Origin of the sequence: Pseudomonas cerasi, assembly GCF_900074915.1 — a bacterium.
Lineage (GTDB): Bacteria > Pseudomonadota > Gammaproteobacteria > Pseudomonadales > Pseudomonadaceae > Aquipseudomonas > Aquipseudomonas cerasi.
On sequence record NZ_LT222319.1, the window covers coordinates 5,326,578 to 5,341,288 of the forward strand.

Genomic DNA, 14,711 nt, shown 5'->3' on the forward strand with positions numbered 1-14,711 from the left:
ACCCCTTTTTCGTTCCTGCAGCCTCCCTGCGATCAGAAGTTATCCGGCACCTTGGCACGTTCGCGCGCGCTTTCGCGGGTGATCAGCCCCTTCTTCACCAGATCGGCCAGGCACATGTCCAGCGTCTGCATGCCCATCGAGCCGCCCGTCTGGATCGACGAATACATCTGCGCCACCTTGTCCTCGCGGATCAGGTTACGGATCGCCGGGGTGCCCATCATGATTTCGTGCGCCGCCACGCGTCCGCCGCCGACCTTCTTGAGCAACGCCTGCGAAACCACGGCGTGCAGCGATTCGGAGAGCATCGAGCGAATCATCGATTTTTCCTGAGCCGGAAACACATCGACGATCCGGTCGATGGTCTTGGCTGCTGATGTGGTGTGCAGCGTGCCGAATACCAGGTGGCCGGTTTCAGCTGCGGTCAGCGCCAGGCGTATGGTCTCCAGGTCACGCATCTCCCCGACCAGAATCACGTCCGGGTCTTCACGCAACGCCGAGCGCAGCGCCTCCGAGAAGCCCAGTGTGTCGCGGTGCACCTCGCGCTGGTTGACCAGGCACTTCTTCGACTCGTGGACGAATTCGATCGGGTCCTCGATGGTCAGAATGTGGTGATGCTTGTTGTTATTCAGGTAGTCGATCATCGCCGCCAGGGTGGTCGACTTGCCTGAGCCGGTCGGACCGGTGACCAGAATCAGGCCACGCGCCACGTCGGTAATCTTCCGAAACACACTGCCCATGCCCAAGTCTTCCATGCTCAGGATTTTCGAAGGGATGGTCCGGAAGACCGCGCCAGCACCGCGGTTCTGGTTGAAAGCGTTGACCCGAAACCGCGCCACGCCCGACACTTCGAAGGAAAAGTCGGTTTCCAGCCGTTCTTCGAAGTCCTGCCGTTGCTTGTCGTTCATGATGTCGTAGATCAGCGCCTTGACCTCCTTCGCGTCCAGCGGAGGCAGGTTGATACGCCGTACATCGCCGTCGACGCGGATCATCGGCGGCAGACCTGCAGAGAGGTGCAAATCCGACGCGCCCTGTTTGGCACTGAAGGCCAGCAGCTCGGTAATATCCATACAGCTCCTCAATCACATAGAATGCCGCAGACTTTAGCCCTGCTGGCGCAAATCAATGTCCACGATAGCAGCGAACATTTCAACGCTCGAACAGCGAATTCGCGACGCAGCGCTTGCTGCTGAGCGCGATCCAGCGTCCGTCGGCCTGCTGGCGGTGAGTAAAACCAAGCCCGCCAGTGACCTGCGTGAAGCTTACACCGCAGGTTTGCGCGATTTTGGCGAAAATTATTTACAGGAAGCACTGGGCAAACAGCTCGAACTGAGCGACCTGCCCTTGTGCTGGCACTTTATTGGCCCCATTCAATCGAACAAGACGCGAGCTATCGCCGAGAACTTCGACTGGGTACATTCCGTGGACCGCCTGAAAATCGCTCAACGCCTGTCCGAGCAACGCCCCGAAGCGCTTGAACCGCTGAACATCTGCATTCAGGTGAACGTCAGTGGCGAAGCCAGCAAATCGGGCTGTACGCCTCAGGACCTGCCTGCGCTGGCCGCAGCCATCAGCGCCCTGCCGCGACTCAGGTTGCGCGGCCTGATGGCCATCCCCGAGCCTACAGACGATCCTGCGGCGCAGAACGCATCCTTCGCCGCAGTGCGCACGCTGCAGGAGCAATTGCACCTGCCGCTCGACACACTTTCCATGGGCATGAGCCACGACCTGGAAGCCGCCGTTGCACAAGGCGCGACCTGGGTGCGCATCGGCACCGCTCTTTTTGGCGCCCGCGACTATGGCCAGCCATAACCTCTTCACAAGGACCCCTTCATGAGCAAGACCCGTATTGCCTTCGTTGGTGCCGGAAACATGGCCGCCAGCCTGATCGGCGGCCTGCGCGCCCAGGGCGTGGAGGCGGCACTGATCAGTGCCAGTGCGCCGGGTGCCGAAACCCGCGAGCGCATCGCCAACGATCACGGCATCCAGGTATTCGCCGACAACGCCGACGCGATCAATGGCGCCGACGTGGTGGTACTGGCGGTCAAGCCGCAGATGATGAAAAACGTCTGCCAGGCCTTGAAGCCCAGTCTCGAACCTCACCAGCTGATTGTTTCGGTCGCGGCCGGCATCACCTGCGCCAGCCTGACGCAATGGCTGGGCGAGCAGCCGGTGGTGCGCTGCATGCCCAATACGCCCTCACTGCTGCGTCAGGGTGCCAGCGGGTTGTACGCGACCGACAACGTCACGCCAGAGCAGCGTGAGCAGGCCGAGGCGTTGCTGGCCGCAGTCGGCATCGCGGTCTGGGTCGAGCAGGAAAAACACATGGACGCTGTCACGGTAGTGTCCGGCAGTGGCCCGGCGTATTTCTTTCTGATGATGGAAGCGATGACCGCGGCAGGCGTGAAACTGGGTCTGCCAGAGGACATCGCTAAAAAGCTGACCCTGCAGACAGCACTGGGCTCGGCCTTGATCGCGACTGGCAGTGATTCGGGCGCTGGCGAACTGCGTCGTCGCGTTACATCGCCGGGCGGGACCACCGAGGCGGCCATCAAGGCATTTCAGGCGGGCGGGTTCGAGGCACTGGTGGAAACGGCACTGACCGCCGCAGACCATCGTGCAGCCGAGCTGGCTGAACAACTGGGCAAATAATTTTCGGGTTTTCTGGAGCAGATCGATGATCGGATTGAACACCGCTGCAATTTACGTCATGCAGACGCTTGGCAGTCTTTACCTGCTGATCGTGCTGTTGCGCTTTGTCCTGCAACTGGTACGAGCCAACTTCTACAACCCGCTGTGCCAGTTCATCGTGCGCGCCACCCAGCCGCTGCTCAAGCCACTGCGACGCATCATCCCCAGCCTGTTCGGGCTGGACATGTCGTCGCTGGTGCTGGCGATCATCGTGCAGATGATCCTGATGGCCCTGACCCTGCTGCTGATGTTCGGCACCACGGGCGACCCGCTGCACCTGCTGCTGTGGTCGATCATCGGCGTGACCGCGCTGTTCCTGAAGATCTTCTTCTTTGCCCTGATCATCAGCGTGATTCTGTCGTGGGTCGCACCGGGCAGCCACAACCCTGGCGCGGAACTGGTCAACCAGATCTGCGAACCGGCACTGGCACCGTTCCGCAGGATCGTCCCGAACCTGGGCGGCCTGGACATCTCGCCGATCCTCGCATTCCTGGTGCTCAAGCTGCTGGACATGCTGGTCATCAACAACCTCGCCGCCATGAGCGACATGCCGGATGTGCTGCGGCTGTTGATGTAAGCCACCTTGTTCCCGCGCTAGAGGTTCCCGCGCTGGAGCGTGACGTTCGAAAGAACGCCTATCGTGCCCATGCTCCGCGTGGGCATGCCGTTCTGGACGCTCCGCGTCCTATCCGGAGCATGCGGCACGGCGCAGATCTGTGACGCGGAGCGTCACCCTAGGCATTCCCGCGCTGGAGCGTGAGGAACGATCACCTCGTAACTATCGTGCCGTTGATTTACGTCTCACAATATCCCTTATTGCCGCTGCACCCCGCGGTCTTTAGACTTACGCCTCATTTATGCGAGAGCAGGGTCGATGCCCACGGTATTCCCTCACGATTCTGTCGGACTGGTCACACCGCAAACGGCGCATTTCAGCGAGCCTCTGGCGCTGGCCTGTGGTCGTTCGTTGCCAGCCTATGACCTGATTTACGAAACCTACGGTCAACTCAACGCCGCACGCAGCAATGCCGTGCTGATCTGTCATGCGCTGTCCGGGCACCACCATGCCGCAGGCTTCCACAGTGCCGATGACCGCAAACCCGGTTGGTGGGACAGCTGTATCGGTCCCGGCAAGCCTATCGACACCAACAAGTTCTTCGTCGTCAGCCTTAACAATCTGGGCGGCTGCAATGGCTCCACCGGGCCGAGCAGCATTGACCCGGACACCGGCAAGCCGTTCGGTGCCAATTTCCCGGTGGTGACCGTGGAAGACTGGGTCAACAGCCAGGCTCGACTGGCCGATTTGCTCGGTATCGACACCTGGGCTGCGGTGATTGGCGGCAGCCTGGGCGGCATGCAGGCGCTGCAATGGACCATCAGCTACCCGGATCGCGTGCGCCATTGCCTGGCGATCGCCTCTGCCCCCAAGCTGTCGGCACAGAACATCGCGTTCAACGAGGTGGCGCGTCAGGCTATTCTCACCGACCCCGAATTCCACGGTGGTTCGTTCCAGGAACGCGGAGTGATTCCCAAACGCGGCCTGATGCTGGCGCGGATGGTCGGGCACATCACCTACCTGTCGGATGACTCGATGGGCGAGAAATTCGGCCGTGGCCTGAAGAGCGAAAAACTCAACTACGATTTCCACAGCGTCGAGTTCCAGGTCGAAAGCTATCTGCGCTATCAGGGTGAGGAGTTTTCCGGGCGTTTCGACGCCAATACCTACCTGTTGATGACGAAGGCACTGGATTACTTCGATCCTGCGGCGAACTTCAACGACGACTTGGCCAAGACATTCGCCAACGCCACCGCCAAATTCTGCGTGATGTCGTTCACCACCGACTGGCGCTTCTCGCCAGCCCGCTCGCGAGAGCTTGTGGACGCGCTGATGGCCGCGCGCAAGGACGTCTGTTACCTGGAAATCGACGCGCCGCAGGGCCACGACGCCTTTCTGATCCCGATTCCGCGCTACTTGCAGGCTTTCGGTAATTACATGAACCGAATTTCGTTGTGAGGACGCCATGAGAGCTGATCTGGAAATCATTCAGGAATGGATTCCCGCGGGCAGCCGCGTGCTCGACCTGGGCTGCGGTGACGGCGAATTGCTGACCTGGCTGCGTGACCACAAGCAGGTCACCGGCTACGGGCTGGAAAACGACGCCGCCAACATTGCCGAGTGTGTCGCCAAGGGCATCAACGTCATCGAGCAGGACCTCGACAAGGGGCTGGGCAACTTTGCCAGCAACAGCTTTGACGTCGTGGTCATGACCCAGGCCCTGCAAGCGGTGCATTACCCGGACCGAATCCTCGACGAGATGCTGCGCGTCGGTCGTCAGTGCATCATCACCTTCCCGAACTTCGGTCACTGGCGCTGCCGCTGGTATCTGGCGAGCAAGGGCCGCATGCCGGTGTCCGAATTCCTGCCGTATACCTGGTACAACACGCCGAACATTCACTTCTGCACCTTCGGCGACTTCGAAGAGCTGTGCCGCGAGCGCGATGCGCAGGTGCTCGACAGGCTGGCGGTCGATCAGCAGCACCGTCATGGCTGGGCCAGTAAACTCTGGCCCAATCTGCTCGGCGAGATCGGCATCTACCGCGTCACCAGCCCTGGGCTGACGGACCACAGGATTGCCGTTTAACCGACCGTTCCCAAGCACCACGACAGGCCAACCATGAACCTCACACAACTCGTACTGGCCAGCCACAATGGCGGCAAACTCAAGGAACTCCAAGCCATGCTCGGCGGCAGTGTAACGCTGCGCTCGGTCAGCGAGTTCAGTCTGGTGGAGCCGGAAGAAACCGGCCTGTCATTCGTCGAGAATGCAATCCTCAAGGCACGCAACGCCGCGCGTCTGTCCGGCCTGCCTGCGCTGGCCGACGACTCGGGGCTGGCGGTGGACTTTCTCGGCGGTGCGCCGGGTATCTATTCCGCACGCTACGCCGATGGCCAGGGCGATGCCGCCAACAACGCCAAGCTGCTGGAAGCGCTCAAAGACGTGCCGGACGACCAGCGTGGTGCACAGTTCGTCTGCGTATTGGCGCTGGTACGCCACGCCGACGATCCATTGCCGATCCTCTGTGAAGGGCTGTGGCACGGGCGCATCCTGCACGCCGCCAGCGGTGAACACGGCTTCGGCTATGACCCGCTGTTCTGGGTGCCGGAGCGCAACTGCTCGAGTGCCGAACTGGGCCCGACCGAGAAGAACCAGCTCAGCCACCGCGCCCGCGCGATGGTCCTGTTGCGGCAACGCCTGGGTCTGCAATGACCCACGATTCGCCTGCGCAGCCGCTGTTTCTCGGCGAGAGCGGCTTCTCGTCAGAGAGCCCGCGCCCTGCACTGCCGCACCTGCCGCCGTTGTCGCTGTACATCCATATTCCGTGGTGCGTGCGCAAATGCCCGTACTGCGACTTCAACTCGCACACTGCCAGCCCGGTGCTGCCGGAACAGGAATACGTCGACGCCCTGCTCGCCGACCTGGACCTGGACCTGCCGCACGTCTACGGCCGCGAGCTGCAATCGATCTTCTTTGGTGGCGGTACGCCGAGCCTGTTCAGCGCCGATGCGTTGGGGCGCCTGCTGCAAGGCGTCGAACAGCGCATCCGCTTTGCCAGCGATATCGAGATCACGCTGGAAGCCAACCCGGGCACCTTCGAGCAGGTCAAGTTCAGCGCCTATCGCGGCCTGGGCATCAATCGACTGTCGATCGGCATTCAGAGCTTTCAGGAATCCAAACTAAAGGCGCTGGGCCGCATTCACAACGGCGACGAAGCAATTCGTGCCGCCGATATGGCGCGTCAGGCCGGTTTCGACAACTTCAACCTGGACCTGATGCACGGCCTGCCGGATCAGTCCCAGGACGAGGCTCTGGCCGATCTGCGCCAGGCCATTGCCCTCGCGCCGACCCACCTGTCCTGGTATCAACTGACCCTGGAGCCCAACACGGTGTTCTGGAATCAGCCACCGGTGCTGCCCGAAGACGACATTCTTTGGGACATTCAGGAAACCGGACAGCAGTTGCTGGCCACTCATGGCTACGCGCAATACGAAGTGTCGGCTTATGCACAGCCCGGAAAACCGGCGCGGCATAACCTCAACTATTGGGCGTTCGGTGATTTCATCGGCATCGGCGCAGGCGCACACGGCAAGCTGAGCCACCCGGACGGGCGCATCATGCGCACCTGGAAAACCCGGCTGCCCAAGGATTACCTGAACCCGGACAAGCCGTTTCAGGCCGGTTCCAAGCTGTTGCCGCTGGATGAATTGCCGTTCGAATTCCTGATGAACGCACTGCGACTGACAAATGGTGTGGACGCTGCGTTATTTCGCGAAAGAACCGGTCTAAGCCTCGATTCGCTGGCCGAGGCGCGTCGACAGGCTGAACAAAAGGGGTTGCTGCACCAGGACCCGACACGCCTGATCGCCACGCCACAAGGCCAGCTGTTCCTCAACGACCTGCTGCAATACTTTCTGATCTAAGGACCCTGCATGGATTTCGTACTCGATTTGCTCGCCACCGTCTCGCGCTGGAGCCGCAGCAATCTCTCGGAAATCGCGCTCGCGCTGGTGGGCTGTCTGCTGGTGCTGTTTGGCTCGGACATCAAAGGCTGGCTGGAACAGCGAATCAGCGGCATCACAGGTGCTCTGCGCATCCCGCTCATCGCCCTGCTGTGCGCCGTGGGCAGCGGCGCGGCGCTGATCTATGCCACGCCTTGGGTAGTGCGCGGCCTCAGCCAGTTCAACAACTACAGCCTGGCGCCGGTGCTGTTGGTGGTGCTGGTGCTGATCGGGGTAATTGCGGACCGCAAGTAAGCGCTGCTTTTTCAAACGCAGCAAAAAGCCCGGCATCTCTGCCGGGCTTTTTAGTGTTGCCGATGCAGATCAAGGCACCAGTTTGTCCAGCAACGCCTTGTCACGCACCGCGCCCTTGTCAGCGCTGGTCGCCAGCAGGGCGTAGGCCTTGAGGGCGGTGGTCACTTTGCGTGGACGCGACTCGACAGGTTTCCAGCCTTTCTTGTCCTGTTCGGTGCGACGCTCGGCCATCTCGGCATCGTCGATCAGCAGGTTGATCGAGCGATTGGGGATGTCGATCAGCACCTTGTCACCGTCGCGCACCAGACCGATCGCTCCGCCTGCCGCCGCTTCCGGTGAGGCGTGGCCGATGGACAGGCCGGACGTACCGCCCGAGAAGCGACCATCAGTCAGCAGTGCGCAATCCTTGCCCAGCCCCTTGGACTTCAGGTAGGACGTCGGGTAGAGCATTTCCTGCATGCCCGGGCCGCCTTTCGGGCCTTCGTAGCGGATGATGACAATGTCGCCCGCTTTGACTTCGTCAGCGAGAATCCCGCGCACCGCGCTGTCCTGGCTTTCGAAGATCTTCGCGTTGCCTTCGAAGACGTGGATCGACTCGTCGACGCCAGCGGTTTTCACCACGCAGCCGTCCAGTGCGATGTTGCCGTACAGCACGGCCAGGCCACCTTCTTGCGAATAGGCATGCTGGACGCTACGGATGCAGCCGTTTTCCCGGTCATCGTCCAGGCTGTCCCAGCGGGTCGACTGGCTGAACGCGGTCTGCGTCGGGATGCCCGCCGGGCCTGCCTTGAAGAAGGTGTGCACGGCCTCGTCGTCAGTCTGGGTGATGTCCCATTTGGCGATGCCTTCAGCCAGGGTCTTGCTGTGTACGGTCGGCAGGTCGGTGTGCAGCAGGCCGCCACGGGCCAGCTCGCCGAGGATGCTGAAGATCCCGCCCGCGCGGTGCACGTCTTCCATGTGGTACTTCTGGATGTTCGGCGCGACCTTGCACAGCTGCGGCACCTTGCGCGACAGGCGGTCGATGTGGCGCAGGTCGAAGTCGATCTCGGCTTCCTGAGCAGCGGCCAGCAAGTGCAGGATGGTGTTGGTCGAACCGCCCATGGCGATGTCCAGCGTCATGGCGTTCTCGAACGCCTTGAAGTTGGCGATGTTGCGCGGCAACACCGAGTCATCGTTTTCCTTGTAGTACTGACGGCACAGGTCAACGATGGTGCGGCCGGCCTGCAGGAACAGTTGCTCGCGGTCGCTGTGGGTGGCGAGTGCGGAACCGTTGCCCGGCAGGGCCAGACCCAGTGCTTCGGTCAGGCAGTTCATCGAGTTGGCGGTGAACATGCCGGAACACGACCCGCAGGTCGGACAGGCGCTGCGCTCGTACTCGGCGACTTTTTCGTCACTGGCTGTCGAGTCGGCGGCGATGACCATCGCATCGACCAGATCCAGGCCGTGGCTGGCCAGTTTGGTCTTGCCCGCTTCCATTGGCCCGCCGGAGACGAAGATCACCGGAATGTTCAGGCGCAACGACGCCATCAGCATGCCCGGGGTGATCTTGTCGCAGTTGGAAATGCACACGATGGCGTCGGCGCAATGCGCATTGACCATGTACTCGACCGAGTCGGCAATGATCTCGCGGCTCGGCAGCGAATAGAGCATCCCGTCGTGGCCCATGGCGATGCCATCGTCGACCGCAATGGTGTTGAATTCCTTGGCCACGCCACCGGCGCGCTCGACTTCACGCGCGACCAGCTGGCCCATGTCCTTGAGGTGGACGTGGCCGGGTACGAACTGGGTGAAGGAGTTGGCGATGGCAATGATCGGTTTCTTGAAGTCTTCGTCCTTCATGCCCGTGGCGCGCCACAGGGCACGGGCGCCGGCCATGTTACGGCCGTGGGTGGACGTTTTCGAGCGGTAATCAGGCATTGAAACACTCCGGCAAAAATAAGGCTGATCAGGAAGGGAGTGAGCTTCTATTGACGTCGCGGACGAGCGGTAGTGACCGCAGGCAGCGAAGAAACCGAACACCACGGGATCACCGTGTATTCAGCCTGAGCTCATAAACCCGCCGGGGATGACTGGCGATGAATAGCGCCGATTCTACACCGCCGGGTGGTTTGGTGGGGTCCGAATATCGGTCTTGGCACGGCGTTGCAAATCCCGATGGACAAAAGGCTGTCAGCCCATCTATCTTCCTCGGCAGGCCGCCTCATGTGGCCACGTCGCTCGGACGGTTCCGGGCGCTTACGTACGCGAGATACTCATGGCAGACCAAGGTTCGCCGCGCCGCTTTGCGCGCATCGATCGACTCCCCCCTTACGTGTTCAACATCACCGCCGAGCTGAAAATGGCTGCTCGTCGTCGCGGTGAGGACATTATCGACCTGAGCATGGGCAACCCCGACGGGGCGACACCGCCGCACATTGTCGAAAAACTGATCACCGTCGCCCAGCGCGAAGACACCCACGGCTACTCCACCTCGCGCGGCATTCCACGCCTGCGTCGGGCGATTTCCAACTGGTACAAGAAGCGCTACGAGGTCGACATCGACCCTGAAAGCGAAGCGATCGTGACCATTGGTTCCAAGGAAGGCCTGGCCCACCTGATGCTCGCCACGCTGGATCAGGGCGACACGGTGCTGGTGCCCAACCCCAGTTACCCGATCCACATCTACGGTGCCGTGATTGCCGGCGCCCAGGTGCGATCGGTGCCGCTGGTGCCAGGCGTGGACTTCTTTGACGAGCTGGAAAAAGCCATTCGCGGCTCGATTCCCAAGCCGAAGATGATGATTCTGGGCTTTCCGTCCAACCCGACTGCGCAATGTGTGGAGCTGGATTTCTTCGAGCGCGTGGTGGCTCTGGCCAAACAGTACGACGTGCTGGTGGTGCATGACCTGGCGTACGCCGACATCGTCTACGATGGCTGGAAAGCCCCGTCGATCATGCAGGTGCCGGGCGCCAAGGACATTGCCGTGGAGTTCTTCACCCTGTCCAAGAGCTACAACATGGCGGGCTGGCGGATTGGCTTCATGGTCGGCAACCCCGAACTGGTGAATGCACTGGCGCGGATCAAGAGTTACCACGACTACGGTACCTTCACGCCACTTCAGGTGGCGGCGATTGCCGCGCTGGAAGGCGATCAGCAGTGCGTGCTCGACATTGCCGAGCAGTATCGTCAGCGCCGCAACGTGCTGGTCAAGGGCTTGCACGAGCTGGGCTGGAGGGTCGAGAACCCCAAGGCCTCTATGTACGTCTGGGCGAAGATTCCACAGGCTTATGCGCACCTGGGTTCGCTGGAGTTCGCCAAGAAGCTGCTGGCCGAAGCCAAGGTGTGTGTCTCGCCGGGCATCGGTTTCGGTGAGTACGGCGACGATCATGTGCGCTTCGCCCTGATCGAGAACCAGGACCGCATCCGCCAGGCCGTTCGTGGCATCCGCAGCATGTTCAGGGCCGACGACAAGCTCAAGTCCTGAGTTCCTTCTGAGACACCGCGCCTGCTGACCGACTGCGCTCGGCAGGCGTGGACGCTGCAACCAACCGCCTCTCCACACCTGACCGACAGTCGCCTCGGCAATTTTTGATTTCTGCAAATCGCTGCAGACCGGTATGATCGCGCGCCCCGATACACCCGGAAGCCTGACCTGAAATGAAACCCACCTTGATCGCCGCCGCAGAACTCGATCGCATCGACACCTGGGCCAAATACTCCAGCCACATGTGCGGGGGCTGCGTGTCCAGTTGCTGCACGTTGCCGGTAGAAGTGAAGATCAAGGACCTGATCCGCATCGGCATCGTCGATGAGTTCGAACGCGGCGACCCGGCCAAGAACATCGCCAAGCGTCTGCAGAAAGAAGGCATCGTCGAGCGCTACAACCAGAAGTCCGAGATCTTCACCTTGCAGCGCATGAGCAACAACGACTGCCTGTACCTGGACCGCAAAAGCCGCCTGTGCACCATCTATGACAAGCGCCCTGACACCTGCCGCAACCACCCGAAAGTCGGGCCGCGCCTCGGTTATTGCGCGTACAAGCCCAAAGAAGTCGTGCGTCAGGAAAGCGGCTCACTGAGAAACGCCACCAGCGCGCCAGTGCCAAAATTCTGATTCGTGAAAGGCGGCGCAGCACGCCGGACATCATCGTTATCAATCAAGCCCCGCACAGGGGCTTTTTTGTGCGCGATGGAAAAAGCCTATCGATGTTAATTTTTGTGAAAAATAAAAATACTTCACATTATTTACTCATTGATTCACTATCAGATTCACAGATCAGAACAATAACGTCCGAATGTCGGCTTCACAGGCATCGGCACTGACTTCGAGGATTACTGCATGACTGGCAAAAACGTTGGCGTTATCGGCCTGGGTGCGATGGGTCTGGGCATTGCCCGCTCGTTGCTGCGTAGCGGCTTCACTGTGCATGCCTGTGATGTGCGCACCAGCGTGACCGAAGCATTCGCCCAGGAAGGCGGGGTTGCCTGTGATTCTCCGGCCAGCATGGCCGCTGCCTGCGATGTGATCATCACAGTCGTAGTCAACGCCGAGCAGACCGAAACCGTGCTGTTTGGCGAAAACGGCGCCATTGCCGCCCTGCGCCCAGGCTGCCTGGTCATCGGTTGCGCCACCGTCGCGCCCACCTTCGCCGTCGAACTGGGCGAGCGTCTGGCCGCACAGAACCTGCTGTACCTCGATGCGCCTATCTCCGGCGGTGCCGCCAAGGCTGCCGCAGGTCAGATGACCATGATGACCTCCGGCCCTGCCGAGTCCTACGCCAAGGCAGAAGCCATCCTCAACGGCATGGCCGGCAAGGTGTATCGCCTGGGCGACGTCCACGGTCTGGGTTCGAAAGTCAAAATCATCAATCAGTTGCTCGCGGGTGTACACATCGCCGCCAGTGCCGAAGCCATGGCCCTCGGCCTGCGCGAAGGTGTCGATGCTGATGCGCTGTATGAAGTGATCACCAACAGTGCCGGTAACTCGTGGATGTTCGAAAACCGCGTGCCGCACATCCTCAATGCCGATTACACGCCGCTGTCGGCCGTGGACATCTTCGTCAAGGACCTGGGTCTGGTGCTGGATACCGCACGCAGCAGCAAATTCCCGCTGCCGCTCTCGGCCACCGCGCACCAGATGTTCATGCAGGCATCCAGCGCCGGCTTCGGTCGCGAAGATGACTCGGCCGTGATCAAGATTTTCCCGGGCATCGAGTTGCCGAAAGCCAAGCCAGAAAAAGCCTGAGGAGCGACTGATGAGCCTGAATAACGCTCGCCCGCTGCTGGGCTGCATTGCCGATGACTTCACCGGCGCCACCGACCTGGCCAACATGCTGGTGCGGGGCGGCATGCGCACCGTGCAGAGCATTGGCATCCCCAGCGCCGAGATGGCTGCCGGTCTCGACGCCGACGCGATTGTCATCGCGCTGAAATCGCGTACCACGCCCAGCGCCGACGCGGTGGCTGAATCCCTGGCGGCTCTGGAGTGGCTGCGCGAGCGCGGCTGCGAGCAGATCTTCTTCAAATACTGCTCGACCTTCGATTCCACCGCCGCGGGCAACATCGGCCAGGTCAGCGAAGCACTGCTGGAGCAACTGGGCAGCGATTTCACCCTCGCCTGCCCGGCCTTCCCGGAAAACGGCCGCACGATTTTCCGTGGTCATCTGTTCGTACAGGACCAGTTACTCAGTGAATCGGGCATGCAGAACCACCCGCTGACGCCCATGACCGACGCCAATCTGGTGCGTGTGCTGCAAGCGCAGACCCGCCACAAGGTCGGCCTGTTGCGCTATGACAGCATTGCCCAGGGCGTCGAAGGCGTGCGCAACAGAATTGCCGAGCTACGCGCCGAAGGTGTGAGCATGGCGATCGCCGATGCCCTGTCGGATGCGGATTTGTACACCTTGGGCGAAGCCTGCGCCGACTTGCCGCTGCTGACTGGTGGCTCGGGTCTGGCGCTGGGCCTGCCGGGTAACTTCCGCAAGGCAGGCAAGCTGCGCGATATCGATGCCGCCAAACAGGTCGCCATCAGTGGCGGCGAAGTGGTACTGGCGGGTAGCGCATCGGTCGCCACCAACGGTCAGGTTGCGGCCTGGCTGGAAGCCGATCGCCCTGCGCTGCGCATCAATCCGCTGGACCTGGCCGCTGGCAAGCCAGTGGTCGAGCAGGCGCTGGCCTTCGCCAGAGATGCCGGGCAGACCGTATTGATCTACGCCACCAGCACACCGGATGAAGTCAAAGCCGTGCAGAAAGAACTGGGCGTCGAACGCTCCGGTGCCATGGTCGAAGCCGCACTCGGCGAAATCGCCAAAGGGCTGCTGGACGCAGGCGTACGACGTTTCGTGGTTGCCGGTGGCGAAACTTCCGGTGCCGTGGTTCAGGCACTGGGCGTGCAGTTGCTGCAGATCGGCGCACAGATTGATCCGGGCGTTCCGGCCACGGTGAGCAGCGGCGCACAACCGCTGGCTCTGGCCCTCAAATCCGGCAATTTCGGTGCGCGCGACTTCTTCGCCAAGGCGCTCAAGCAACTGGCGGGGGCGGCCTGATGATCGACGAAAACGCACTGCGTCAGGAAATCTGCGACGTCGGCCGTCTGCTGTATGGCCGTGGCTATACGGTGGGCAGCGCCGGCAACATCAGCGCACGACTCGACGACGGCTGGCTGATTACCCGGACCGATGCCTGCCTGGGCCGCATGGACCCGGCCGATATCGCCAAGGTCAATCTGGCCGGTGAATGGGTGTCCGGCAGCAAGCCGTCCAAGACCCTGGCCCTGCACCGCGAAGTCTACGACCGCAACCCGCAGGTCGGCGGCGTGGTGCATACGCACTCGACGCATCTGGTCGCCCTGACCCTGGCCGGAGTGTGGCAGGAGGACGACATTCTGCCGCCGCTGACGCCGTATCAGGTCATGAAGGTCGGGCATATCCCCTTGATCCCTTACGAACGTCCCGGCTCACCGAAAGTCGCCGAGCGCGTGGCGGAACTGGCCAACAGCGTGCGCGGCGTGATGCTGGAGCGCCTCGGTCCAGTGGTCTGGGAAAGCTCGGTGGCCAAGGCCTGCTATGCCCTGGAGGAGCTGGAAGAGACTGCCCGTCTGTGGCTGATGAGCAACCCCAAACCTGCACCGCTGGACCCGGCGGCGCTTGAAGAGCTGCGTCAGGTGTTCGGCGCCAGGTGGTAACGAGCACACGGTGATCGGGGAGCGCATTGCGCCTCCCGGTCGAAAAACA

At 61.6% G+C, this 14,711-nt stretch carries 15 protein-coding genes; 13 read left to right on the plus strand and 2 right to left on the minus strand.

Annotation, left to right across the window (positions count from 1 at the left end; genetic code table 11):
- Nucleotides 1-32 precede the first annotated feature (32 nt).
- On the minus strand, nt 33-1,067 hold the full coding sequence (locus tag PCPL58_RS26070; protein WP_065350798.1) for a type IV pilus twitching motility protein PilT: 1,035 nt from the start codon (nt 1,065-1,067) through the stop codon (nt 33-35).
- Between the two features lie 55 nt (nt 1,068-1,122).
- Between PCPL58_RS26070 and PCPL58_RS26075 the strand changes: the two genes are divergently transcribed.
- From PCPL58_RS26075 to PCPL58_RS26110, 8 genes are all read left to right on the plus strand, one after another.
- The gene (locus tag PCPL58_RS26075) at nt 1,123-1,809 is read left to right on the plus strand and encodes a YggS family pyridoxal phosphate-dependent enzyme (protein WP_003366136.1); all 687 of its coding nucleotides are present in this window, start codon (nt 1,123-1,125) and stop codon (nt 1,807-1,809) included.
- Between the two features lie 21 nt (nt 1,810-1,830).
- Nucleotides 1,831-2,649, plus strand: a complete 819-nt coding sequence (gene proC, locus PCPL58_RS26080; RefSeq protein ID WP_065350799.1) for a pyrroline-5-carboxylate reductase — start codon at nt 1,831-1,833, stop codon at nt 2,647-2,649.
- Nucleotides 2,650-2,674: 25 nt separating this feature from the next.
- On the plus strand, nt 2,675-3,265 hold the full coding sequence (locus tag PCPL58_RS26085) for a YggT family protein (RefSeq protein WP_065350800.1): 591 nt from the start codon (nt 2,675-2,677) through the stop codon (nt 3,263-3,265).
- A 297-nt stretch (nt 3,266-3,562) separates the two neighbouring features.
- A complete protein-coding gene (gene metX / locus PCPL58_RS26090) occupies nt 3,563-4,702 on the plus strand; it encodes a homoserine O-succinyltransferase MetX (protein WP_003432070.1) in 1,140 nt (379 codons plus the stop codon).
- 7 nt (nt 4,703-4,709) lie between these two features.
- Entirely contained in the window at nt 4,710-5,330 is a 621-nt protein-coding gene (gene metW, locus PCPL58_RS26095) for a methionine biosynthesis protein MetW (protein ID WP_003316724.1), read from the plus strand.
- A 33-nt stretch (nt 5,331-5,363) separates the two neighbouring features.
- Nucleotides 5,364-5,957: an RdgB/HAM1 family non-canonical purine NTP pyrophosphatase gene (gene rdgB, locus PCPL58_RS26100; protein WP_003366128.1), complete on the plus strand. Its 594-nt coding sequence runs from the start codon at nt 5,364-5,366 to the stop codon at nt 5,955-5,957.
- Nucleotides 5,954-7,168: a radical SAM family heme chaperone HemW gene (hemW, locus tag PCPL58_RS26105; protein ID WP_003366127.1), complete on the plus strand. Its 1,215-nt coding sequence runs from the start codon at nt 5,954-5,956 to the stop codon at nt 7,166-7,168. The genes rdgB and hemW overlap by 4 nt, the downstream gene beginning before the upstream one ends.
- Nucleotides 7,169-7,177: 9 nt before the next feature.
- Nucleotides 7,178-7,501 (plus strand): DUF3392 domain-containing protein, encoded by a 324-nt coding sequence (locus PCPL58_RS26110; protein WP_002551720.1) that lies wholly within the window; start codon nt 7,178-7,180, stop codon nt 7,499-7,501.
- Nucleotides 7,502-7,570: 69 nt separating this feature from the next.
- On the opposite strand, the gene ilvD is transcribed toward PCPL58_RS26110, so the two are convergent.
- On the minus strand, nt 7,571-9,418 hold the full coding sequence (gene ilvD / locus PCPL58_RS26115) for a dihydroxy-acid dehydratase (protein ID WP_003432076.1): 1,848 nt from the start codon (nt 9,416-9,418) through the stop codon (nt 7,571-7,573).
- Nucleotides 9,419-9,755: 337 nt separating this feature from the next.
- On the opposite strand from ilvD, the gene alaC reads away from it, so the two are divergent.
- The 5 genes from alaC (at nt 9,756) to otnC (ending at nt 14,662) form a co-directional block, all read left to right on the plus strand.
- On the plus strand, nt 9,756-10,964 hold the full coding sequence (gene alaC / locus PCPL58_RS26120) for an alanine transaminase (RefSeq protein ID WP_065350801.1): 1,209 nt from the start codon (nt 9,756-9,758) through the stop codon (nt 10,962-10,964).
- 173 nt (nt 10,965-11,137) lie between these two features.
- The gene (locus PCPL58_RS26125) at nt 11,138-11,593 is read left to right on the plus strand and encodes a YkgJ family cysteine cluster protein (protein ID WP_065350802.1); all 456 of its coding nucleotides are present in this window, start codon (nt 11,138-11,140) and stop codon (nt 11,591-11,593) included.
- A gap of 225 nt (nt 11,594-11,818) precedes the next feature.
- On the plus strand, nt 11,819-12,724 hold the full coding sequence (ltnD, locus tag PCPL58_RS26130; protein ID WP_003316718.1) for an L-threonate dehydrogenase: 906 nt from the start codon (nt 11,819-11,821) through the stop codon (nt 12,722-12,724).
- A 10-nt stretch (nt 12,725-12,734) separates the two neighbouring features.
- The gene (otnK, locus tag PCPL58_RS26135; RefSeq protein WP_054081278.1) at nt 12,735-14,024 is read left to right on the plus strand and encodes a 3-oxo-tetronate kinase; all 1,290 of its coding nucleotides are present in this window, start codon (nt 12,735-12,737) and stop codon (nt 14,022-14,024) included.
- Nucleotides 14,024-14,662 carry a 3-oxo-tetronate 4-phosphate decarboxylase gene (gene otnC / locus PCPL58_RS26140; RefSeq protein ID WP_065350803.1) on the plus strand — a complete coding sequence of 213 codons (639 nt, stop codon included), beginning with the start codon at nt 14,024-14,026 and terminating at the stop codon, nt 14,660-14,662. The genes otnK and otnC overlap by 1 nt, the downstream gene beginning before the upstream one ends.
- Nucleotides 14,663-14,711: the final 49 nt, after the last annotated feature.

What these genes read in the sequence shown, in the direction of transcription:
- PCPL58_RS26070 (WP_065350798.1), bottom strand. Translation starts at nt 1,067, where the DNA reads ATGGATATTACCGAGCTGCTGGCCTTCAGTGCCAAACAGGGCGCGTCG.
- PCPL58_RS26075 (WP_003366136.1), top strand. Translation starts at nt 1,123, where the DNA reads ATGTCCACGATAGCAGCGAACATTTCAACGCTCGAACAGCGAATTCGC.
- proC (WP_065350799.1), top strand. Translation starts at nt 1,831, where the DNA reads ATGAGCAAGACCCGTATTGCCTTCGTTGGTGCCGGAAACATGGCCGCC.
- PCPL58_RS26085 (WP_065350800.1), top strand. Translation starts at nt 2,675, where the DNA reads ATGATCGGATTGAACACCGCTGCAATTTACGTCATGCAGACGCTTGGC.
- metX (WP_003432070.1), top strand. Translation starts at nt 3,563, where the DNA reads ATGCCCACGGTATTCCCTCACGATTCTGTCGGACTGGTCACACCGCAA.
- metW (WP_003316724.1), top strand. Translation starts at nt 4,710, where the DNA reads ATGAGAGCTGATCTGGAAATCATTCAGGAATGGATTCCCGCGGGCAGC.
- rdgB (WP_003366128.1), top strand. Translation starts at nt 5,364, where the DNA reads ATGAACCTCACACAACTCGTACTGGCCAGCCACAATGGCGGCAAACTC.
- hemW (WP_003366127.1), top strand. Translation starts at nt 5,954, where the DNA reads ATGACCCACGATTCGCCTGCGCAGCCGCTGTTTCTCGGCGAGAGCGGC.
- PCPL58_RS26110 (WP_002551720.1), top strand. Translation starts at nt 7,178, where the DNA reads ATGGATTTCGTACTCGATTTGCTCGCCACCGTCTCGCGCTGGAGCCGC.
- ilvD (WP_003432076.1), bottom strand. Translation starts at nt 9,418, where the DNA reads ATGCCTGATTACCGCTCGAAAACGTCCACCCACGGCCGTAACATGGCC.
- alaC (WP_065350801.1), top strand. Translation starts at nt 9,756, where the DNA reads ATGGCAGACCAAGGTTCGCCGCGCCGCTTTGCGCGCATCGATCGACTC.
- PCPL58_RS26125 (WP_065350802.1), top strand. Translation starts at nt 11,138, where the DNA reads ATGAAACCCACCTTGATCGCCGCCGCAGAACTCGATCGCATCGACACC.
- ltnD (WP_003316718.1), top strand. Translation starts at nt 11,819, where the DNA reads ATGACTGGCAAAAACGTTGGCGTTATCGGCCTGGGTGCGATGGGTCTG.
- otnK (WP_054081278.1), top strand. Translation starts at nt 12,735, where the DNA reads ATGAGCCTGAATAACGCTCGCCCGCTGCTGGGCTGCATTGCCGATGAC.
- otnC (WP_065350803.1), top strand. Translation starts at nt 14,024, where the DNA reads ATGATCGACGAAAACGCACTGCGTCAGGAAATCTGCGACGTCGGCCGT.